The 22,442-nt window shown below is 65.1% G+C and carries 16 protein-coding genes and 1 CRISPR repeat array; of the genes, 6 read left to right on the top strand and 10 right to left on the bottom strand.

Annotation, left to right across the window (positions count from 1 at the left end; genetic code table 11):
• The first annotated feature begins 36 nt into the window (after nucleotides 1–36).
• Complete coding sequence (gene cas1e / locus ACX80Q_RS15955) at nucleotides 37–975, top strand: type I-E CRISPR-associated endonuclease Cas1e (protein WP_459331515.1); 939 nt, start codon at nucleotides 37–39, stop codon at nucleotides 973–975.
• Nucleotides 966–1,328 carry a type I-E CRISPR-associated endoribonuclease Cas2e gene (gene cas2e / locus ACX80Q_RS15960; RefSeq protein ID WP_459331516.1) on the top strand — a complete coding sequence of 121 codons (363 nt, stop codon included), beginning with the start codon at nucleotides 966–968 and terminating at the stop codon, nucleotides 1,326–1,328. Before cas1e ends, cas2e begins: the two co-directional genes overlap by 10 nt.
• Nucleotides 1,329–1,394: 66 nt before the next feature.
• Nucleotides 1,395–8,188: direct repeats of the CRISPR family, unit length 29 nt; unit sequence GTGTTCCCCGCGCTGGCGGGGATGAGCCC.
• Nucleotides 8,189–8,543: 355 nt separating this feature from the next.
• On the opposite strand, the gene ACX80Q_RS15965 is transcribed toward cas2e, so the two are convergent.
• The 4 genes from ACX80Q_RS15965 to ACX80Q_RS15980 all read right to left on the bottom strand — a co-directional run bounded on the left by ACX80Q_RS15965 (nucleotide 8,544) and on the right by ACX80Q_RS15980 (nucleotide 11,167).
• Entirely contained in the window at nucleotides 8,544–9,008 is a 465-nt protein-coding gene (locus ACX80Q_RS15965; protein ID WP_459331517.1) for a hypothetical protein, read from the bottom strand.
• 1 nt (nucleotide 9,009) lies between these two features.
• Nucleotides 9,010–9,858: a cytochrome c biogenesis CcdA family protein gene (locus tag ACX80Q_RS15970; RefSeq protein ID WP_459331518.1), complete on the bottom strand. Its 849-nt coding sequence runs from the start codon at nucleotides 9,856–9,858 to the stop codon at nucleotides 9,010–9,012.
• A 2-nt stretch (nucleotides 9,859–9,860) separates the two neighbouring features.
• Nucleotides 9,861–10,568, bottom strand: a complete 708-nt coding sequence (locus tag ACX80Q_RS15975) for a DsbA family protein (protein ID WP_459331519.1) — start codon at nucleotides 10,566–10,568, stop codon at nucleotides 9,861–9,863.
• A gap of 155 nt (nucleotides 10,569–10,723) precedes the next feature.
• Nucleotides 10,724–11,167 (bottom strand): hypothetical protein, encoded by a 444-nt coding sequence (locus ACX80Q_RS15980; RefSeq protein ID WP_459331520.1) that lies wholly within the window; start codon nucleotides 11,165–11,167, stop codon nucleotides 10,724–10,726.
• A gap of 530 nt (nucleotides 11,168–11,697) precedes the next feature.
• Between ACX80Q_RS15980 and ACX80Q_RS15985 the strand changes: the two genes are divergently transcribed.
• The 3 genes from ACX80Q_RS15985 (at nucleotide 11,698) to purN (ending at nucleotide 14,154) form a co-directional block, all read left to right on the top strand.
• The gene (locus ACX80Q_RS15985; RefSeq protein ID WP_038467205.1) at nucleotides 11,698–11,901 is read left to right on the top strand and encodes a cold-shock protein; all 204 of its coding nucleotides are present in this window, start codon (nucleotides 11,698–11,700) and stop codon (nucleotides 11,899–11,901) included.
• Nucleotides 11,902–12,234: 333 nt separating this feature from the next.
• Nucleotides 12,235–13,557: a cell division protein PerM gene (locus ACX80Q_RS15990; protein WP_459331521.1), complete on the top strand. Its 1,323-nt coding sequence runs from the start codon at nucleotides 12,235–12,237 to the stop codon at nucleotides 13,555–13,557.
• A gap of 33 nt (nucleotides 13,558–13,590) precedes the next feature.
• Nucleotides 13,591–14,154: a phosphoribosylglycinamide formyltransferase gene (gene purN, locus ACX80Q_RS15995; protein WP_459331522.1), complete on the top strand. Its 564-nt coding sequence runs from the start codon at nucleotides 13,591–13,593 to the stop codon at nucleotides 14,152–14,154.
• Between the two features lie 94 nt (nucleotides 14,155–14,248).
• Here the strand turns inward: purN and ACX80Q_RS16000 are convergent, their stop codons facing one another.
• The 6 genes from ACX80Q_RS16000 to ACX80Q_RS16025 form a co-directional block, all read right to left on the bottom strand.
• Nucleotides 14,249–14,872: a DedA family protein gene (locus ACX80Q_RS16000; RefSeq protein WP_459331523.1), complete on the bottom strand. Its 624-nt coding sequence runs from the start codon at nucleotides 14,870–14,872 to the stop codon at nucleotides 14,249–14,251.
• Between the two features lie 103 nt (nucleotides 14,873–14,975).
• A complete protein-coding gene (locus ACX80Q_RS16005) occupies nucleotides 14,976–15,278 on the bottom strand; it encodes a hypothetical protein (protein WP_459331524.1) in 303 nt (100 codons plus the stop codon).
• Nucleotides 15,279–15,376: 98 nt separating this feature from the next.
• The gene (locus tag ACX80Q_RS16010; protein WP_459331525.1) at nucleotides 15,377–16,729 is read right to left on the bottom strand and encodes an MFS transporter; all 1,353 of its coding nucleotides are present in this window, start codon (nucleotides 16,727–16,729) and stop codon (nucleotides 15,377–15,379) included.
• 13 nt (nucleotides 16,730–16,742) lie between these two features.
• Nucleotides 16,743–17,828: a serine hydrolase domain-containing protein gene (locus ACX80Q_RS16015; RefSeq protein WP_459331526.1), complete on the bottom strand. Its 1,086-nt coding sequence runs from the start codon at nucleotides 17,826–17,828 to the stop codon at nucleotides 16,743–16,745.
• 32 nt (nucleotides 17,829–17,860) lie between these two features.
• A complete protein-coding gene (gene murQ, locus ACX80Q_RS16020) occupies nucleotides 17,861–18,805 on the bottom strand; it encodes an N-acetylmuramic acid 6-phosphate etherase (RefSeq protein WP_459331527.1) in 945 nt (314 codons plus the stop codon).
• Between the two features lie 67 nt (nucleotides 18,806–18,872).
• Entirely contained in the window at nucleotides 18,873–20,393 is a 1,521-nt protein-coding gene (locus ACX80Q_RS16025) for a glycoside hydrolase family 3 protein (protein ID WP_459331528.1), read from the bottom strand.
• 75 nt (nucleotides 20,394–20,468) lie between these two features.
• Between ACX80Q_RS16025 and purH the strand changes: the two genes are divergently transcribed.
• Nucleotides 20,469–22,136 (top strand): bifunctional phosphoribosylaminoimidazolecarboxamide formyltransferase/IMP cyclohydrolase, encoded by a 1,668-nt coding sequence (gene purH, locus ACX80Q_RS16030; protein ID WP_459331529.1) that lies wholly within the window; start codon nucleotides 20,469–20,471, stop codon nucleotides 22,134–22,136.
• Nucleotides 22,137–22,442 lie beyond the last annotated feature (306 nt).

The following is a 22,442-nucleotide window of genomic DNA, read 5'->3' on the forward strand; positions in this document are numbered from 1 at the left end:
GGGACCGGCGCTCGTCCACCGGACTTGCAAGAATTGGTGCGGTCCAAGGACCGTATTTCTTTCATCTATGTTGAACGGTGCATCGTTCATAGGGATGCCAATGCCATCACGGTGACCGACGAGCGTGGTGTCATCCATATCCCAGCAGCAACGCTTGGCGCGTTGCTGCTGGGCCCCGGCACGCGCGTGACCCATCCGGCAATGTGTCTCTTGGCTGATTGCGGAGCGACGGCTGTCTGGGTCGGCGAACGGGGCGTCCGGTATTACGCACACGGACGATCCCTCGCTCGATCCTCGCGGCTGTTGGAGGCCCAAGCAGCCCGAGTCTCCAACCAACGATTGAGGCTCGCTGTGGCTCGTGAAATGTACAGCATGAGGTTTCCTGGTGAGGAGATCAGCACGTTGAGCATGCAACAGCTCCGGGGCAGGGAAGGTGCGAGGGTGCGCAAGATTTATCGTCAGCAATCGGAAGCCACGGGCGTTGCATGGAGCCGACGGGACTACACACCAGAAGATTTTAGTGCTGGCGACACCATCAACCAATGCCTGTCTGCTGCACACGCTTGTCTGTATGGCATCGTGCATTCAGTCATCGTAGCCATGGGCTGCTCCCCAGGGCTTGGCTTTGTTCACACCGGTCATTCACGTTCATTCGTGTACGACATTGCGGACCTGTACAAGGCGGAAATCACCATCCCCGTGGCCTTTGCCGTAGCCAAGGAACTGCCGTCAAGTCCCGGTTCTGAGACGCGTCGCGCGGTGCGCGATGCCGTGCATGATGGGGCCATTTTGGAACGTTGCGCCCGCGATATCAAACGTCTTTTGATGCCTGAAGACGATGGTGAGGTCGAAGCCAACTGGGATGCCGACGTCGTAAATCTGTGGGACGACCAACGTGGCCAAGTGGCATCTGGTACGAACTACCAACCGGGGCCTGAATTGGAACCAGATCCGGAGCCCGACGAATGGTCGTAGTAGTTTTGTCCGCCTGCCCCGAAGGGCTCCGCGGCGATCTCAGCAAGTGGTTGTTGGAAATCAGTGCAGGTGTTTTCGTTGGATTTATTTCCGCACGGGTCCGGGAACTCCTATGGGCGAGAATCATCGAGTTGGCCAAGGATGGCCGCGCAATAATGGTGCATTCTACGAGGGGTGAACAGAGAATGGCGTTTCGTGTTCACCGAAATCAATGGCAACCCATCGACATGGATGGCGTCAGTATGATTCTCAGGCCTGCTTCCAGAAAGGAGGTCTCTGCAGAACCCGATGTGAGACCTGGATGGAGCAATGCAAGCAGGTACCGAAAAGCTGCTCGTCGTCGGTCAAATTGATGGACGAGTAGAATCAAGATGAATCAAAACTTGCTGGCCCGTGGATAAAACCGCAGGTCAGCAAGTGTGTTCCCCGCGCTGGCGGGGATGAGCCCGGTGGCGTACTGGAAGTTGTAGACCTCGGCGTGTGTTCCCCGCGCTGGCGGGGATGAGCCCCGGGCCAGCAGCTCATTCACGTACGGGACAGCGTGTTCCCCGCGCTGGCGGGGATGAGCCCTGGCCGGTCGATGCCTTGGGTGGAATTATTCTGTGTTCCCCGCGCTGGCGGGGATGAGCCCGGTATCCGTGGAAGGCTGTGGCGCGGACTGTGGTGTTCCCCGCGCTGGCGGGGATGAGCCCTTTCCGCGTTGGGTCCTTGGGGGGCCTCGCAGGTGTTCCCCGCGCTGGCGGGGATGAGCCCCGGGTCAGCCCACCCTGCACATACTCAGTGACGTGTTCCCCGCGCTGGCGGGGATGAGCCCCGGCGAAGTAGAAGCCGGTGGAAGGGCTGGCGGTGTTCCCCGCGCTGGCGGGGATGAGCCCCACAGCAGGCCCCGGCGTCAAGCTGCAACTCAGTGTTCCCCGCGCTGGCGGGGATGAGCCCGGCGTCAATGACAGGCGAGGACATGAGCTTAGGTGTTCCCCGCGCTGGCGGGGATGAGCCCAAGCGCTTAGAAGACTACCTCCGCTTCCGTGCGTGTTCCCCGCGCTGGCGGGGATGAGCCCTCAGTAGCTCGCAAGGCAGGCATCCCGCTCACGTGTTCCCCGCGCTGGCGGGGATGAGCCCGCAACCTCCGCCACGTCAGGGACCGCCACGTAGTGTTCCCCGCGCTGGCGGGGATGAGCCCACTCTCCATCACCGGGCCTGCCGGGGCGAAAGGTGTTCCCCGCGCTGGCGGGGATGAGCCCTAATGCGGGGCGGCAGAACGGTGGCAGCAACCGTGTTCCCCGCGCTGGCGGGGATGAGCCCATTAGCGAGTAGACGCCCACGGCCAGCTCTATGTGTTCCCCGCGCTGGCGGGGATGAGCCCGTTCACCACGTCCGCCGCTTGGGCCGGGACAGGTGTTCCCCGCGCTGGCGGGGATGAGCCTAGCCCAAGCAATCGGAGTAAGTGGTACGCGCAGTGTTCCCCGCGCTGGCGGGGATGAGCCCCCCACCCAATAAGTAAGGCCAGCCACCGCGCAGTGTTCCCCGCGCTGGCGGGGATGAGCCCGAAACACGCGACAATGTCCGCAAGACCGTCTATGTGTTCCCCGCGCTGGCGGGGATGAGCCCCCCCGGACGGTCAGGCTCACCCGCCACATCGTGTGTTCCCCGCGCTGGCGGGGATGAGCCCACTGATGCCGCCACCATTGGTCAGCCAGTACGGTGTTCCCCGCGCTGGCGGGGATGAGCCCACGACCTCGACGTGGCCGCCAGGCTCGAGCTGGTGTTCCCCGCGCTGGCGGGGATGAGCCCGATAGCGCCGATAGCGCGGCCGCCAATGGCAAGTGTTCCCCGCGCTGGCGGGGATGAGCCCGGGAGTCGACTTCTCGGGCAAGGACTTTTCGGGTGTTCCCCGCGCTGGCGGGGATGAGCCCGGGCGTCGCATACCGACACCGACAAGCCGCCTGTGTTCCCCGCGCTGGCGGGGATGAGCCCGGGGGTCAGTAACGTGGCCTGTGTTGGTGCCAGTGTTCCCCGCGCTGGCGGGGATGAGCCCGCCTGCTTCACATCTTCCTTGCTTGCCATGTCGTGTTCCCCGCGCTGGCGGGGATGAGCCCATTCTTCCCTGCTGTAGCCTCTGCAACTCCGAGTGTTCCCCGCGCTGGCGGGGATGAGCCCTGTTCACTGACTCTGAACTCACCCTCGCTGATGTGTTCCCCGCGCTGGCGGGGATGAGCCCAGGGTCACGCGCCGACCAATCCATTCAGAAGCGTGTTCCCCGCGCTGGCGGGGATGAGCCCAACCGGGAGCAGCTGGTCTATGGAAACACAGGGTGTTCCCCGCGCTGGCGGGGATGAGCCCCCGTGAGCGGCGACCAGATCACACTCAACTACGTGTTCCCCGCGCTGGCGGGGATGAGCCCCACTCATTCACGCCCGGGTACGCCATGATCTTGTGTTCCCCGCGCTGGCGGGGATGAGCCCAAGTGACCCAATAGTGGCCGAAAGTACCCCACGTGTTCCCCGCGCTGGCGGGGATGAGCCCATCCGGCCGCCGAAAACTGCGCGGGCCGCAAAGTGTTCCCCGCGCTGGCGGGGATGAGCCCAGGTTCGGTGTCCGGTACTGCCAGCCGCTCTCGGTGTTCCCCGCGCTGGCGGGGATGAGCCCAGAAAAGTTCCCACGGCTGGCTGCGACTCTGCGTGTTCCCCGCGCTGGCGGGGATGAGCCCCCTGTCCAGGGATCAGCTTCTGAGCGTTCGAAGTGTTCCCCGCGCTGGCGGGGATGAGCCCACAGCTGATAATCCCGCAGCTCAAACGGCGGCGTGTTCCCCGCGCTGGCGGGGATGAGCCCAAAACACCAAACCACATACCCCGTTACACCGGAGTGTTCCCCGCGCTGGCGGGGATGAGCCCCTCGGCACCGCGACCGAGGGAGACTCGCCGGCGTGTTCCCCGCGCTGGCGGGGATGAGCCCAACACGATCCGCTCACGCGGCCGCAACCCTGTGTGTTCCCCGCGCTGGCGGGGATGAGCCCCTGGGCGGATTCCACTATGGACTTGACCTGTCGTGTTCCCCGCGCTGGCGGGGATGAGCCCAAACAAGGCCAGGCAAAAGGCGTAGACACCTTGTGTTCCCCGCGCTGGCGGGGATGAGCCCAACCTGCCGCGACAACCGGGCGGCGAGCGCTGGTGTTCCCCGCGCTGGCGGGGATGAGCCACCAATTGAGGATTCCCACGAACAGTTCCAAAATGTGTTCCCCGCGCTGGCGGGGATGAGCCCTAATGGTGCCGTCAGTGTCGGTGGATCCTGAACGTGTTCCCCGCGCTGGCGGGGATGAGCCCGGCCTCCCCAACCGGTGGGCTGAAATCTACATGTGTTCCCCGCGCTGGCGGGGATGAGCCCGTCACGGCGTGAACAAACCCAAAAATGCAGGAGTGTTCCCCGCGCTGGCGGGGATGAGCCCGGTGCGTTGACAGTGATGCCGTTGTAGTCGGCGTGTTCCCCGCGCTGGCGGGGATGAGCCCGGCTATAAGTACACATAAACACGGGCCGCCAAGTGTTCCCCGCGCTGGCGGGGATGAGCCCGTGTGACGGAAACCCAACGGCATGACGTCGCGGGTGTTCCCCGCGCTGGCGGGGATGAGCCCCGACTTTATCCGCAGCTACGTAAGTGTTTTTCGTGTTCCCCGCGCTGGCGGGGATGAGCCCGGTACATACAAAGGGTGAGCCGCCAAGTGCCCGTGTTCCCCGCGCTGGCGGGGATGAGCCCAGTGTCCGGTTAGCGCCCCGAGCTGTTTTGCCGTGTTCCCCGCGCTGGCGGGGATGAGCCCCACAACTCGGGGCGACGTGCGCGGGTCTGTGAGTGTTCCCCGCGCTGGCGGGGATGAGCCCTTTCCCGGCGTCACGCAGGGACTCAATCCACTGGTGTTCCCCGCGCTGGCGGGGATGAGCCCATGTCAAAAACCTTGGCGAGCCTGGATTATGGGTGTTCCCCGCGCTGGCGGGGATGAGCCCGTGATTGATCCGAGGATCAACCGGTCAGCCAGTTGTGTTCCCCGCGCTGGCGGGGATGAGCCCTCTTGTCGGCCTACGTCACCGTTGGTGGGGTTGTGTTCCCCGCGCTGGCGGGGATGAGCCCTTATCCGCGACTTAGTACTCCCGGAAATTGAAGTGTTCCCCGCGCTGGCGGGGATGAGCCCGCAAGCGCCTACGCGGACGCATGCGGACTGGCGTGTTCCCCGCGCTGGCGGGGATGAGCCCAGCGACCCCGGTCCACACATTCGAGACTGGCCGTGTTCCCCGCGCTGGCGGGGATGAGCCCCCGACGATGTAGGCGCCCTTCGCCGTGGACACCGTGTTCCCCGCGCTGGCGGGGATGAGCCCTCGGCCGGCTCTTTGCCCTCACCGTCCCAAGCGTGTTCCCCGCGCTGGCGGGGATGAGCCCCAGACCTATTCATCCATCAAACTTCTCTCATTGTGTTCCCCGCGCTGGCGGGGATGAGCCCCGAGACTAGCCACGAACCTAACCACAACCCAAGTGTTCCCCGCGCTGGCGGGGATGAGCCCAACCACTCCCACTACATAGGAACGGCGGACACCGTGTTCCCCGCGCTGGCGGGGATGAGCCCGAGCCAAGCCGAGCAGCCAAGTGAAGGACAGTGTGTTCCCCGCGCTGGCGGGGATGAGCCCTTGGCATCGAGTCCGCAACCCACACGACAGCAGTGTTCCCCGCGCTGGCGGGGATGAGCCCCAGCCATGACCAATCCGCTAGAAGTATTCAACGGTGTTCCCCGCGCTGGCGGGGATGAGCCCTTGAGTGTTGGCTCTGTGATGATGTAGCACTCGTGTTCCCCGCGCTGGCGGGGATGAGCCCTGCGGTGCATGCGGGACCAGCGTGCCCTTCGCCGTGTTCCCCGCGCTGGCGGGGATGAGCCCCGCGGCCACACCCAACCGAACAATTGCGGGGAGTGTTCCCCGCGCTGGCGGGGATGAGCCCCTTGGCAGCCGCACTGCCAAACACGGTTTCAACGTGTTCCCCGCGCTGGCGGGGATGAGCCCGGATGAGCTTCAATCGTGACGGCATTGTTGGGGTGTTCCCCGCGCTGGCGGGGATGAGCCCAGCGAAAGTCGCCACAGCGAATCCTTCCCGCAGTGTTCCCCGCGCTGGCGGGGATGAGCCCGACGGCAACTGACTGATCGCCAAGAACCCGGTGGTTCCCCGCGCTGGCGGGGATGAGCCCGCCTACGAGCAGCGTGAGGAAGATGCCTACAAGTGTTCCCCGCGCTGGCGGGGATGAGCCCGCATCATGAAGCAGCAGCTCATCCGGGGCATTGGTGTTCCCCGCGCTGGCGGGGATGAGCCCTAAGTCCATGGCTAAGACAATCACCGCCAAGTAGTGTTCCCCGCGCTGGCGGGGATGAGCCCTTTCCCGGATTTGCACAAATCTCGTATGAGGTGTGTTCCCCGCGCTGGCGGGGATGAGCCCCGCCCTTCATGTTTGCGAAATTCCTTGATTTCCGTGTTCCCCGCGCTGGCGGGGATGAGCCCAACGGGGAGAAGAGAAAGAGGGTGGCCGGGTCGTGTTCCCCGCGCTGGCGGGGATGAGCCCAGATAGGCAAGACCATGGACACCACCGCAGAGGTGTTCCCCGCGCTGGCGGGGATGAGCCCCTCGAGCACGAGCCCAAGCAACCGCTCGGCACGTGTTCCCCGCGTTGGCGGGGATGAGCCCGCCAAGGCCTCCGACGCAAACCGCATCATCCTGTGTTCCCCGCCCTGGCGGGGATGAGCCCGTCGCCCCATACCCACGCGCTCAAGTCGTTGGGTGTTCCCCGCGCTGGCGGGGATGAGCCCGGACGTTACGGTAACGCCAACGGGGTCTGGCGGGTGTTCCCCGCGCTGGCGGGGATGAGCCCAGCGGGTGAGCGTTCGTGTCCGGGAGCTTCACGTGTTCCCCGCGCTGGCGGGGATGAGCCCAGCCCCACAAAGGCCGCTACGGGCTGCACTCAGTGTTCCCCGCGCTGGCGGGGATGAGCCCTATCCAGTCAACGGCGGGATCGGCGTTTAAGTGCGTTCCCCGCGCTGGCGGGGATGAGCCCGTCCTTGCCGTGTCATAGACGTTGGAGGCGTAGTGTTCCCCGCGCTGGCGGGGATGAACCCGGCGTTGCTGAGAGTTTCCAGCTTCGATTTCAGTGTTCCCCGCGCTGGCGGGGATGAGCCCTTGGCGTGCTGGTGCCCGCCGGATCAGTCGTGGTGTTCCCCGCGCTGGCGGGGATGAGCCCGACGAAGGCGGGCGAAGCGGCAGCCAGCGCCAGTGTTCCCCGCGCTGGCGGGGATGAGCCCCAATGTCGCCGTACATGCTCGAGCAGATCAAGGTGTTCCCCGCGCTGGCGGGGATGAGCCCGGGACGACATCGCCCGGCGTCTGGCCCTTCAAGTGTTCCCCGCGCTGGCGGGGATGAGCCCTCGACCAGCGCACACTAAGGCGTTGGCTAAGGGTGTTCCCCGCGCTGGCGGGGATGAGCCCGGCGACATGGGCACCTACACATTCGGCCGTACGTGTTCCCCGCGCTGGCGGGGATGAGCCCGTCCGAGAAGCCGAGCAAGTATGCCACCGAAAGTGTTCCCCGCGCTGGCGGGGATGAGCCCCAACCGCCTTATCTGGTTGTTGCCGATAAGTTGTGTTCCCCGCGCTGGCGGGGATGAGCCCCCAGTTCACGTTCCGGGAGCAGGACAAAGCCAGTGTTCCCCGCGCTGGCGGGGATGAGCCCGCTTTGATCCCGATCCTTGGCCCCGTCTCGACGTGTTCCCCGCGCTGGCGGGGATGAGCCCCGCCTCGCAAAACTCAGCCGAATGGAGACCGCGTGTTCCCCGCGCTGGCGGGGATGAGCCCACCTGCGCTAGTAGCGAGCTTTGCCTGGCTCAGTGTTCCCCGCGGCACGCTCGGGACGCCGAGCAGCAGACAGTGTTCCCCGCGCTGGCGGGGATGAGCCCAAAGAGCATTGGGCGGACGATGAAGTGGTCCCGTGTTCCCCTCGCCAGCGGGGATGAGCCCTGCAGGTTTCCAAGCCCGCAAGGGGAACGTCGTGTTCCCCGCGCCGGCGGGGATGAGCCCCGCCCGGTCGGATCCGCTTAGCTGGGACCGTGTGTTCCCCGCGCTGGCGGGGATGAGCCCGGCGAGGTCGCGTGCCAGCCGTGCCTGCCATCGTGTTTCCCGCGCTGGCGGGGATGAGCCCAAGGCCGTAGTCAACTAGCCCGTCTGTTAGTTGCACCTTTAAACTGACCAGAGACGGCAATGTGGATTGACCGTTCGCCGCAGCGGTTTTGACACGTGGCTGCAAGTTCTTTTGACCAGTTCTTGGCCGTTTGTGTGGCCATTGCCGGCAGGGATGAGCCTCATTACATGATTCTGGGCGTCCCGCGGTTCAGTTTCCCTCGCCGGGGGGATGAGACCCATGGGTAGGGACCAGAAAGTGCGGCGATCTAGTATTCCCGGCAAACGCGGGCAAAGGCGCAAATGGTTCACCACCCAGCTGGTGGACCCACCGCCTGCGGCAGGTTGGCCGCGGGCGGTGAGTCACGGCGTCGTACTTATGAGGCCACGGGAATCCGGCACGCGTTCTCCTGCGACACCCGGCGCAGCAGAGCCCACAGCAGCAGCCCGATGGACACTGCCGCCAGCAGGGGCTGGAGCGGCTCAAAGATCGTCATGGCGCCGGAGGTTCCCAGCGCCAGGAGCACCAGCTTGTTACAGACCGGGCAGCCCACGGCAAAGAACGCCAGCAGCGAGCCAAAGACGCCGGACTTGTTCGTGGCGCCCGTCCCGGCAAGGGGCGAGGCCACATACGTGGCCACCAACAGGCCAGTCAGCAACGAGCTGATCATCAGCGCCGCGTGCGACCACCACGTGGGCGGAATTTCCCGGCCGAAGAACGGGTTGGGAAGCAGATCCGTGGGGATGGCCACCACCACGAACGCAACCGCGGCCACCAGCGTAGCCACCAACCAGCGCCGCAGCGGCCAGACACGGAGATTCTCCAGAACGGCGCTGGCCACCTCAACTGCCCTCCGAGTCGCGACGCTCCGCAACGCCACGCTCCGCAACGCGTGACCGCCACAGGTAGGCGCCGCCAGCCAGCACCAGCGCAGCCAGCGCAACCAGACCGAAGGCAACATTGGGCACCTTGTGCGAGATCGCCGCGATCCACGATTCCGCCTGGTACTGGGCATCGATGGTCAACACGCCGCCCAGGGAGGACGTTCCCTGCGTGGCCAGGAGCAGCACGCCAATGCCGATGGACAGCACGCCGGAAACAACCATCCACACGGAGTTTTCCCACGGGCCCAGCCGGAAGCGGCGAGGTTTCAGCCAGCCGCGCTCACCGAGCCGCCACCGCGTCCACAGCAACGACAATATCCCCAGCGGCAGCGCCATGCCGAAGGCAAAGATGGCCAGCATGATGCCGCCGTAGACTGGATTTCCGCCTGCTGCGGCCACGGCAAGGACCGATCCAAGGATAGGGCCGGCACACACGCCCGCCACGCCATAGACGGAGCCCAGCACAAACACCGACACCGCCGAGGTGCTGTCCGCACCGGCCCTGCGGCTGAGGCCTGGGAATTCCACCCCCACAATCTGCAAGATTCCACTGACAATGACCACGGCGGCCGCAACAGAAATCAGCGTCGTTCGGTTTTGCAGCACCAGGGATCCGAGCAGCCCGGCCAGCAGGCCCAGCGGTACTAACGTGGTCAGCAGCCCGGCGTAGAACAGTGCCGTGCGGCCCAATAGTTTGCCGGGGCTGGCGAAGGCATAGGCAAAGAAGGCTGGCAGTAACATGACCGAACATGGACTCAGAAGGGTCAGGATGCCGCCTAGGAACGCTCCTGTGTAGCCAATATCCACGGCTACTTGGCCTTCGCCAGAGCTTCGTCAATGACCTGGACGAACACATCCAGCGGCTGCGCCCCGGGAATGGACTGGTTATTGATGACAAAAGTGGGGGTGCTGTTCAATCCCAGTGAGGTCCCTTCGGCAAGATCGGCGTTGACCTGGGCCCGCAGTTCGGGGCCTTTGAAGTCCGTGGCGAACTTGGCCATGTCCGGCACGCCAACCTTCTTGGCGAACGCCAGCAACTCCGGATCGGACAGCTCCGCCTTGCCCTTTTCGGGCGCTGCCGCGTAGACGGCCTCATTGAACTGCCAGAACAAGCCCTGCGCCCCTGCTGCCCGGGCGGCCACGGCGGCGTTCACCGAGGATTCGCCAAACACCGGCAGGTCGCGCCACTCGATGCGCAGCTGGCCGGCGTCAACATACTTCTTGATGATGTCGGGTTGGGTCTTGCGGGCGTAAACCCCGCAGAACGGGCACCGATAGTCCGAGTACTCGATCATGACAACCGGGGCATCCACCGCGCCCAGGGCCTGGGGGTCTCCGGGAATGCGGCGTTCCAGCTGCAGATCGGGCGCCTCCTTGCCGGCGTCGGACACGCCAGGGGCTGCCGCCTGGTTCAGACGCTTCTCGCCGGCGGCGGCGCCAACAAAAATAATGGTCAAGACAAGTGCCACAGCCAACACCAGGGACAGGATGATGTTGCGGGTTTTCTTCGTATTCATGAATAGACTCTCGGGATTGTGCAGGCACAGCCCTCCGGCGGACGCGAATTCTCGCGGTCCGGCGGCGGCGCACCATGGCTATATATAAGGACACGTTCGACGCCGTTCCTCCAGCCCTGCTGCTACGCGGGGGATGGGTGCCGGCGCACGGAGGTCTACGTCCTTACAATTCCCAGGTCCAGATGCGTCAGTGACGCCGGGGTTCTGCCCAACAACTGGGCCGCGCCCGAGTTTGCCTTGGTCCGCTCGGCAAGACCGGCGTCGGTGTCCTGCTGCGCCGGCTGCAAGTGGGCGGGAACTGGGGGAAGAGCATCGCGTTCCAGCCTGACCTTGTCCCGGCCGGGCACGCACGCCGTGGAGACCGGGGCTGTGAGAGCCGCAACGGAAACATCAGTGGCGGGGGAGAACTGCGCCGCTGAAACGTGCGCTGCTGAAACATGCGCCGCTGAAACGTGCGCAGTGGGGGCGTGGGTGGCGGTTGCCTGCATGCCGGCCTGAGCTTGGGCGCCGCTGCAGCCGAAGGCCACCAGCAGCAATCCGGCAAACGCCAGCAGGATCGCGTGGGTGGTCAGGCGGAGCATGGAAACGGTGCTTCGCATCCTCAGTCCTTTCGCCACGGGAGCAGGCAGGGCCGGATCCCTGCGCATTCGCACCACTATACGTGAGCTGCTTGAGGGCCAAGCCGGGACAAATGCTGCCCGCAGCCGCCACTTCCCAGGACGGCGGTTGGCGCGTGCGGGGGAGAAGTCCGAGGTGACTGACGCTGGGAGGAGGAATCCGGCGTCGAACATGGCTATGTTGGGCAACATTGGCACGACATGCCGGTGAACGTCAGGACAACTCTGAGTGTCACGTCACGGAAAGTGCTTTTGTGATCCGCGCCAACTCAACGATTATTCGCAAATATGCCGCCGCTCTGAGATTCAAAGTGACGCACCTCTCAGATCTTTATGGCATTGGGCCAATAAACATGTATACTTGGACGTAGTTGTAGTGTTGCGTTTTTTGTAGTTGAAGCGACGACACCCTTTCGGGGGACCGTCGCTTTTCTGGAGAAGCGGACTTACACCGTATAAACGGAGGCCCGAAGGTCGGGCGGAATCTCCAACTTCAGAAGGAAATAGAAACAATGGCAACAGGTACCGTTAAGTGGTTCAACGCTGAAAAGGGCTTCGGCTTCATCTCTCCCGATGACCAGAGCCAGGATGTGTTCGCACACTACTCCGCAATCAACTCCTCGGGCTACCGCTCCCTCGAAGAGAACCAGAAGGTTTCCTTCGATGTTGAGCAGGGTCCCAAGGGTCCTCAGGCAGTCAACATCCAGGCTATCTAATTCTAAAGAAAACGTGCGGGTAACCGCGCATTCTTTAGTCCTTAGGGCTTGAACAGATAGGGTTCGGGATTTATCCCGGGCCCTATCTGTATTTAACATCTGAATTTATCGGCTGGTTTTGCGGGGGATTGCCGCCCGTCCTGGCGTCCGGCCCGGCGCAGGCTAGGGGGCTGTTGCGGACATTCGCCCGTGGTGGGCCCACGGGCGAATGTCCACAGCGGCCCCCGCGGCCGGGCTGGCTGCGCGCCGTCTTGCGGACCGCAGCATGTTGTGGCGGATTCCATTGGCGGCGCTCACGGGCGTGCGGCCCACCATGTGGCACCATTGAAGACGATGAACACCAAAGCGGATAAGCGCCAACGCGACGGAATTCCCATGCCGCTGTGGCTGCAAGGGGTGTTCGAGGCTGCGCAAATGTTTGTTATTTCGGCACTTGCTGTCACTGTTCCACTGCTCGCCACGTGGCTGGCTGGCGGATTCGGGGAGAAAGACGTCTCCGTTATTGCCCGGCTGGCGGGACAGATTTGGCTGGTGGGGCACGGTGTTTCGCTGCACCTGACCCAGATCACAGGGCCCAGCTCCGCCACGGTGGAAACGGGCATCTTCAGCCTTTTGCCCCTAGGTCTTGTGCTGATTCCCTTCTTCCTGTCGTGGCGCTCGGGCCGGCGCCTGGCCAGGGCTTCCTACACGGACCAATTGTGGCAACCACTGGTTGGTGCCGTGGTCCTCTACGCGGCGGCGGGGCTGGCCACTGCATTTGTCTGCAGTGTGCCCGGCATTGAGGCTCCCCTGCTGGCCAGCATGCTGATTCCGGCTATTCCGGCCGCTGCCGGACTCATTGTGGGCTCACGGCTGGAGGCAGGTTCCTGGAGCCGGCTGATCGGGGTGAACGCGGCCGACTGGATCTCCAAAACAAGCCAAGACCAGCGCTGGGCAGGCTCTTACGCGTGGACAGTTGTCAGCTCGGGATTCCTGGCCATCATGGCAGCACTGTCCCTCTCGGCCCTGATGCTCACGGTGAATCTGGCCATGCGCTGGAATGACATCATTGGCGTGTATCAGGCACTGCGGCCCGGTGCCATTGGTGGCGCGGCACTCACCCTTGCCCAATTAGCCTTCATGCCCAACCTGGCCATTTGGGCCCTGGCGTGGGCCGGCGGGGACGGATTCTCCCTGGGACTTGGCTCCAGCGTGTCCCCGCTGGGCACCTCCGTGGCACCTGTTCCGCCCATCCCGCTTTTGGCGGCCCTGCCCACCGGCACCCTGACATGGGGATTCGCCGCGCTAGTCATCCCCATTTCGGCAGGTCTGCTGGCCGGCTGGTGGTTTGTGCGGGCCGGGGAAAACCACTTTGATGAATGGGTATCCCTGAAGGTGCGCCAGCGCTGGCTGTCACTGCCCCTGTCAACACTGTTCCTTGGCGCCGTCATTGCAGCGGTGGCGGCCGTGCTCTCCGGCGTCCTGTTCTGGCTCTCCCAAGGCTCCATTGGCCTAGGCCGGCTCACCGAGCTGGGGCCGGATCCCATCACTGCCGCGCTGTGGGTGGGCGCCGAGGTGGGTATTGGCGTCATGGCCGGTTCGCTGCTGGCGCCGTGGCTGGAAGGCGATCGGACAGAGCCAGCCCCCGTACGCCGCCGTACCGAGAGTGCCGAATAGGGACTGCGGTCCGCATCGCCTAAAATTGCACCCATGCGCATAGTTGTTTTAGTCTCCGGAACCGGCTCAAATCTCCAAGCAGTGATCGACGCCGTGGACGCTGGCACCCTGCCCCTGGAAATCGCCGCCGTGGGAGCGGACAGGCCCGGCACCTTCGGTGTGGAGCGGTCCGCCGCCGCCGGGTTGGAAACCTTTGTGGTGAACTTCAAGGACTACGCTACCCGCGCCGATTGGGATGCGGCGCTGCTGGAAACCGTTGCCGCCTACCAGCCGGACTACGTTGTCTCCAGCGGGTTCATGCGCATTGTGGCTCCGAGCTTCATTGACGCCTTCGTGGGCCGCTACGTCAACACGCACCCGGCCCTGCTGCCGTCCTTCCCGGGCGCCCACGGTGTCCGCGACGCCATGGCCTACGGGGTCAAGGTCACCGGCTGCACAGTCCACTTTGCCGACGCCGGCGTGGACACAGGCCCCATCATCGCCCAGACACCCGTGGCCATCTTGCCGGATGACACCGAGGAATCGCTCCACGAGCGCATCAAGGTTGCCGAGCGCGAGCTCCTGATTGAGGTGTTGCATGATCTGGCCCGCGCCTAACTCTCACTAGCCCCCCCCCCGTCTATGACGCACTTGTTGCATCGATTTCCCCGAAAACGGGGGTATTTGGAGCAACAACTGCGTCACAGTTGGGTTAGGGGGCGACGGCGGGGATTTGCTTTGAGTTTTTTCTGTCCAGGAACCAGGTGGAGACCTTGCCCAGCAGCCAGCCCAGGGCGATCGAGGCCACGATGGCGATGACCACGGCCATTTGGGTGGAGACGTTGGGCCAGTAACGGGTCAAAATTCCCACACCCACGGCGTAGCCGGACCAGATGCTCGCCGAGACCAGCGAAAACACGGCAAAGGCGCGCACCGAGTAGCCGGCCGCCGTCGCTGCAATGTTGGAGGAGAGCCGTCCCAGCGGGATGAAGCGCGATGTCAGCATGAACATGTAAGGGCGCTGCGTGAGCCTGCGCGTGGCGGCGTCGAGGGCCCGCTGGCGCCGGGTCCCGGGCCCGGCACCCCAGCGCGAATTGCCCATGAGCTTGGTGATGCCATACGTGGCCAGATCCCCGGCCACGGCCCCCGCCACCATGGCGAGCACCAGCAGCCCGGCCCGGGGACCGCCGTCGAGCCCGGCAAGAGCACCCAGTGCCACAAACACAGTGGTGCTGGGAATGGGCGGTATCAGGGCGGAGAACATGACAAATGCCCCGCCCACAAGGTAGACCCAGAAGCTCGCGAGGAAGCCGGTGGTGTCGGCGGCGAGATCCATGCGTGGCCTTCTTCAAGTAGTGGGTGCGGCGGGAAAGCTCCCCGCCGTCACAGCCAGTTTACTGGCGATGGGCCAAAGCCGGCACCGACTAGGCCAGCACTGACTAGGAGCGCTTGCGGCCAAACACCAGGGACGCCACAGCGGTGGCCGCGGTGACCGTGTACACGGCTGGCCAGGCACCCAACTTTTTGGCCAGGGGGTGGGAAGCGCCAAAAGCCACCACATAGGTGGTGGTCAGGGCTGCCGCGGCACACGTACCGGCGTTCTTCTTCCAGCCAACAAAGGCCGCGGCGCCGGCGGCCGCCAGGACGGCACCGCCCAGCTGGCGGTTCCCCGTGGCGCGGGCGGTTTGGTAGCCGCCGAGCAATCCGGTGGTGGCGAAAACGGTGGGAAGCAGGGCGCTCATGAATGGTCCTCGAGGTTAGAAGAATTGCTGTCCAAGATAGGCTACCGGCCCAAGGTGGGCGGCAGCTGAAAACGGTGCCCGCCCCGCAGTCCGGGACCCTAGTCCAGCACGGCGCCCTTGGTTTCCGGGGCGGAGACGGCCATCCAGATGACGGCCAGCAGAACCAGCCCGCCGGTCAGCGCAAACGTCAGCGGCAGGCCCAGCACGGGCCATAGCAGGGAGCCAAAGATCAGCGGCACCAGCCCGGCGCCCACCCGGGAAATGGTGGAGGCCCAACCAAACCCTGTGGCGCGCAGATGCGTTGGGTAGAGCTCGGAAACGTAGGTGTACAGCACGGGGATGGCCACCTGGATGACAAAACCAAACACCAGCAGCCAGATCTGTGCGGCCACGGGCGCATCCAGAACCAGGGCAAAGATCACCAGCGACAACGCAGCCAGCGGGCCGGTGATGGCCAGGATCCACTTGCGGCCCAAACGCTCCACCAGCAGGGCGGCAGCCACCACGCCCAGCAGGCCAATGCCTGTCATGGCGGCCGTGGCCATGAACGCCTTGTTTTCGGCATACCCGGTTGCCACCAAGATGGACGGCATCCAGGTCAGGGCGCCGTAGTACACCAGCAAAATGGTCAGGAACAGGGACCAGGCAATGCCGGTGATGCGCCAGTTAAAGCGCCACAGCCCGGCCAGCTGCTCGGTGACCTTGCCCAGCGACAGCTTGGGCGCATCCGCCGGCTCCGGCAGTTTCCACGGCCCCACGGTGGCGCCGGTGCGACGGATCAGCGTATCAATGACCTTTTTGGCCTCCACGGGACGCCCGGCCCGCACCAGGTACAGCGGCGATTCCGGGATCCCCACACGGACCCAGAACACCAGCAGCGCCGGCAGCACCATGACCAGCATCAGGTACCGCCAGTTGCCAAAGCTGGCCATAAGCACAGCGGAGACAACCCCGCACAAGGTGGCGCCAATGGGCCACCACGCATCCATGGCCGTGAGCACCCGTCCGCGGTGCTTGCGCGGTGTGAACTCGCCCACCAGCGCATAGTCCACGGGGATGCAGCCGCCCAGGCCAAAACCGGCAATGAAACGGAAAAGGCAAAAAACTACCAAATCGTTGGAGAAGGCGCCCAGCACGGTGAAGATGGAGAAAATGAGCAGCGTCAAGGTGAAGGCCTTCTTGCGCCCGATGATGTCAGCAATGGATCCCCACGCAAACGCACCCACGGCCATGCCAATCAGGTTCGCGGTGCCAATCCACGCCGCCTGCCCCGGGCTGAGCCCCCATTCCTTGGACAGCAAGGGGATCAGGAAGCCATTGAGCGTCACATCCCAGGCGTCGAACATGAAGCCCAGCCCGCCAATGAGGAAGATGCTGCCCTGCACCCGCCACCGCCACGGCAGCTCCTGCACCACGCGGTCGCCTGTCATCAAAGCCGTAGGGGTGCTCATGGTGCCTTCCGAATTAAGTATTGGCACCAGAATAGACGACGTCGGACACGGCCTTGCGCAGCCCCGTCGCGTCATCCCCGTCCCGGCTAGGGCTCACGCGGTTGCTGAGCAGGGAGACCACCACGCCGCGGCTGCGGTCAACGAGCAGGGAGGTTCCCGTGAAGCCGCCGTGCCCGCGCGCCTCCGTGCCGTAGTCTCCCATGGCCGGCTGTTGGTTGATGCGCAGCCCCAGTCCGTGCCCGTAGCCGGGATCCGCCGGGTCAAAGTTTGCCCCCAGCGCCTGGGGCAGCTGGCTGCGCCACATTTCAGCGGCCAGGGCGGGGGAGAGGATGCCCGGCAAGCCATTCAGCAGTGCCATGCCAAAAACGCGCAACCCGTCAGCCGTGGCAAACATGCCGGCGTTGCCGCTGAGCCCGCCCAACGACCAGGCGGCCTCGTCGTGCACGATCCCGCGCACCAGCCCGCGGCCCAGCCCCGGCGCGAACTCTGTGGGCGCGCAGCGGTCAATGCGCGGGGTGCCGGTGATGCCGTCAGTGGGTAGCTGGTACAGCAGGCGTTCCTTCACCAGCTGCCCCCACGGCGCCTTGGTCACATGCTCGGCCAGCGCCATAATGGTGTTGAACCCGGCGCAAGAGTACGCAAAGCGTGTTCCCGGAGCCGCCTCCAGCTCAGTGGACAGCAGGTCCGCCAGCAGAGCCTCGCGCTCAAATCCGCGCCCGTTGGACAATGCAGTGTGCCAGCCCCGCCACTCGGCCGGCAGCCCGGACGTGTGCGTGAGCAGGTGCCGCAACGTGACTGTAGCCTTGGCGCCACGCGCATACGCGGGCAGCCGCTTGCCAATGGGTGCGTCCAGCGCCAGGACGCCGCTGTCAACCAGGATCAGTGCCGTGACGGTGGTGAACAACTTGGTCACGGACGCCAGGTCATAGTAGGTGTCCACGGTGGCGGCCCCGGCCGTGAGCACGGGCAGCTCCGCACCTCCCACCGCCACGGCGCAGCCCACAGAGGGTGCCACGCCGTCCCTGACGGCAGCATCCAGCAGCCCCTGCAGGCTGCGGCGCGTACTACTGGTTGCGGGGAAGTGGTGAGGTGCATTCATGGGTTGGTTCCGCCGTCGTGCCTGGAGAAGGATCAGTGGGAGGGTGTGCCGGCGCTGATGGCCGCCGGCAGGAAACCGTCATTCTGGGCCAGAAGCTCCACTGCCTGCGCGGCCGGGAGTCCCGTCATGATGGCCAGGATGGCGGCCTTGACATGCCCGCCAGCCGCTGCGAGGGCGGTGGCGGCCGTGGCGGCGTCGCACTCGGTGACCCGCATCAGGGTGCGTTCGCTGCGGGCGCGCAGCTTGGCGTTGGTGGCCAGCAAATCCACCATGACGTTCTTGTAGGTCTTGCCCAGACGGACCATGGTGATGGTGCTGATCATGTTCAGCACCAGTTTCTGGCACGTCCCGGACTTGAGCCGGGTGGAGCCGCTGAGGAACTCCGGGCCCACCTCAATTTCCAGGGCGGAATCGGCTGCGGCGCCCAGGGCGGAGTTGTTGTTGCAGGCGAATCCCACTGTGTAGGCGCCCTGCGCCCGTGCTGCCCCGATGGCGGCGATCACGTAGGGGGTGCGTCCGGAGGCGGCAATGCCAACCACCGAATCATTGGGGCCCAGCTTCAGGGCCGCCATGTCCGCGGCGCCGGCCTCCTCGCTGTCCTCGGCGTTCTCCACGGCCTGATCCACGGCAGCCTGGCCGCCGGCGATGACGCCCACCACCAGGGCGGGGTCCGTGCCGAAGGTGGGCGGACATTCGCTGGCATCCAAAATGCCCATCCGGCCCGGGGTGCCGGCGCCCACGTAGATGAGCCGTCCGCCCCGGCCCATGCGGAGCGCAATTTCATCGATGATCGCAGCAATGGCCGGAAGCTGCTGTGCAATGGCCGCCGGGACTAGGGCATCTTCGCTGTTCATGCCGGCCACCAGTTCCGCGGTGGTCAGCGCAGCCAGATCGGGGTACTTGGTGTTGGCGGCCTCGGTGACAAGCGTGCCAATCTCGTTGCGGACGGACTCGGTCTGGGCAGAAGTTTCAGTCATGGTGTGGTCTTTTCTTGAGGACGGCAGGCTGTGTGCACGGCTTAATGTGGGCACGGCAGGAGGTGGCTTAGGCGGTTTCCAGCAGGCGCACAACAGCCTGGGCCGTAACGCGGCTGAATCCGTGGCAGTGGATGGTGGCGTTATCCGTGGGGGCCTCCGTGATCAGGCCCGCATTGATGACCACGGCGTGGGGGGCCTGCGCCAGGATGAACTCCACGGTGGCACGCTGTTCGGCGGACGCCAGCGAATCCACAATGACCAGAACTGCCCCCGTGGAGCGCTTGAGCAGTTCTGCCAGCTCGGGTGCCGGAGTCTGCTGCGCATGCGCGGCGCTCACCGTGTAACCGTCCAAGGCCGTGGCAATGAAGTTCTCGGTGGGGCCGGCAGCCATGTTGTGGCCGGTACGCGCATCCACCAGCGTTACGGCTCCGGAGCCGCTCAGCACAGGCTTGGCGGTCAGGGAATCCACCCTGGCGGCCCGGGCAGCAACGGAAACCCAGTCGACGTCGTCGTTCTCGGTTTCCGCAACGTCCCCGGCACACCATTGCGCCAGGGCCTGGACGCGGGAGGCGGCCTTGCGCAGCGTTTCAAGAGGCAGGCGGCCCGAGGTGGCTGCGGCCAGCAGGGCGTCGTACACCTCAACGTAGCAAGACTCGTCGTCGCGACCCGTGGTGTAGGCGTTCAGTGGGTTGCCAACACACAGCAGGTCATTGCCGGCCAGCAGGGCCAGCACGCCGCCCTCGCCGGGACCAACCGTGGCACGCACGGCAGCCATGTCCAGGGCGTCGGTGATCAGCACGCCCTCAAAGCCCATTTCGCGCAGCAGGGCGCTCGCCGCCGGATTCAGCGTGGCAGGGGACTCGCCCAGCTCGGGGATGATGATGTGCGCGCTCATCATAGACGCCACCCCGGCATCCGTGGCCGCCTTGAACGGGGGCAGGTGGAACTGTGCCATTTCCGCCATGGAAAGCTCCACGCGGGCGGTGTCCATGTGGGAGTCGGCCACGGTGTCGCCGTGCCCGGGGAAGTGCTTGGCGCAGGCGGCAACGCGCTGGGTCTGGATGCCCTTCACGGCCGCGGCCGTGTGCGCACTGACCAGCTCGGTGTCGGCACCAAAGGCGCGCACGCCAATCACGGGGTTCAACGGGTTGGTGTTCACATCCGCCACGGGGGCAATGGCCAGGTTGATCCCGGCGTCGCGGCACAGCCGGCCAATGGCGCGGCCCGCGGCTTCTGTGGTGGGGAGGTCATTGAGGGCGCCCAGCGCGGCGGCACCGGGGATGGTTGAACCGTCCCGGGCCTGCAGGCGGGTGACGTTTCCGCCCTCTTCATCCACGCCAATGACAGCTGCCGGGTTGGCGGCGCGGATGGCGGCGGAGAGTGCGGAGACCTGCGCCGGAGCATCGGGATCAATGTTGTGGGCAAAGTACACCACGCCCGCCAGACCGTTCTGCAGGGCCGCCTCCAGCCACTGTGGCACGTCTGTGCCAACAAAACCGGGGAGGATCACGGAGTTGATCAGGCGGGGAAGATCGGGGGAAATGGCGTCAGCTGTGGACGGTGCGTGCTGCAGATCACTGGAAGTCATGAGGAAATCCTACCGGCGCGTAGTGGCCTAAACTTTATATGTCGCCACCATCGAGCCACCCAACGGAGAATTTCTGTGACCAGCGTTCCTCTCAACCGTGTTCCCATCCGCCGAGCCTTGATCTCGGTCTACGACAAAACCGGGCTGGAGGAGCTGGCCATTGGTCTGCACGCCGCCGGTGTCGCCATTGTTTCCACAGGTTCCACCGCTGCCAAGATTGCCGCAGCAGGTGTTCCCGTCACAGAAGTTTCCGAGGTCACGGGATTCCCCGAAGCCCTTGACGGCCGCGTTAAGACGCTGCACCCCTTGGTTCATGCAGGCATCCTGGCCGACCGCCGCCTGCCCGACCACGTGCGCCAGCTCGAAGAGATGAACGTTGAGCCCTTCGATCTGGTTGTGGTGAACCTGTACCCGTTCGTTGACACCGTGAACTCCGGTGCCGGCCAGGACGCTGTGGTTGAGCAGATCGATATCGGCGGCCCGTCCATGGTCCGCGCGGCAGCCAAGAACCACCCCTCGGTGGCTGTGGTTGTTGACCCCGCCAGGTATGCCGACGTCATTGCCGCCGCAGCTGCCGGTGGCTTTGAACTCGTGGCCCGCCAGCGCCTCGCCGCTGCAGCCTTCGCCCACACGGCCGCCTACGACAACGCCGTGGCTGCGTGGACCTCCGCCCAGTTCTTGGACGTTGACGGCGACGGTATCATCGACTGGCCCGCCTACGCCGGGTACTCCCTGGAGCGCTCAGAGGTTCTGCGCTACGGCGAAAACCCGCACCAGCAGGCGGCCCTGTACGTGGACAAGGCCGCGCCGTCCGGCATCGCCCAGGCCGACCAGCTTCATGGTAAGGCCATGAGCTACAACAACTTTGTTGACGCCGACGCCGCCCTCCGCGCAGCCTTCGACTTCGCCGAGCCGGCTGTCGCCGTCATCAAGCACGCCAACCCTTGCGGTGTTGCCGTGGCGTCCCCGGATGCTGTGGACCCCATCGCCGACGCACACGCCAAGGCGCACGCCTGCGATCCGCTCTCCGCTTTTGGTGGCGTCATCGCCGCTAACCGCACCGTCACGGCGGCCATGGCCCGCACCGTGGCCGGCATCTTCACCGAAGTGGTCATCGCCCCGGACTTTGAGCCGGAAGCCGTGGAAATCCTCGCCAAGAAGAAGAACATCCGCCTGCTGGCACTGCCCGAAGGCTACGGCCGCTACCCGGCTGAAGTCCGCCAGGTATCCGGCGGCATGCTGGTCCAGATGTCTGACAAGGTGGACGCCGACGGCGACTTCCCCGCCAACTGGACGCTCGCCGCAGGCGCACCGGCGGATGCTGACACCTTGGCCGATTTGGCGTTCGCCTGGACAGCAGTCCGCGCCGCCAAGTCCAACGCCATCCTGCTCGCCAATAACGGCGCTGCAGTGGGCATCGGCATGGGCCAGGTGAACCGTGTTGACTCCTGCAAGCTCGCAGTGGAACGCGCCAACACCCTCGGCGTGGCTGTGGAATCCGACGTTGACGCAGCCGGTGGTGCCTCGGGTGCCGAAGGCGTTTCGGCGCAGCGCTCCATCGGCGCGGTGGCATCCTCCGACGCGTTCTTCCCGTTCGCTGACGGCCTGCAGATCCTGCTCGACGCCGGCGTCCGCGCAGTTGTGCAGCCCGGCGGTTCCGTGCGCGACGACGAGGTCATCGCCGCGGCCAACGCTGCCGGCATCACCATGTACTTCACCGGTGCGCGCCACTTCTTCCACTAGCATGTGGACCTGGCTGGGGGAGCCCGGCGTCGCAGCAACCCAGATTGTTGGGGCCGCGACGCTGGCCTTCCTGGCCCTGCTGGTGGGCATAGTGATTGCCATGCGCCGCTAGGCGCATAAAGTACGACGGCGGCGTGTCACCTTTTAGACAAAAGGTGACACCCCGCCGTCGTACTGCGTTTAATAACGCTTAAAGACGCTGATATGTCGGAAGGTTTGTCAAGGGGCGTAGGTATGCGGCTCCCAACTTTCTTTGTTGGGGGCCGTCGGGTGGGTGCCGTCCGGGTGTGGTGGTTGTGCTGGCTA

The organism is Arthrobacter sp. HLT1-20 (assembly GCF_054510895.1).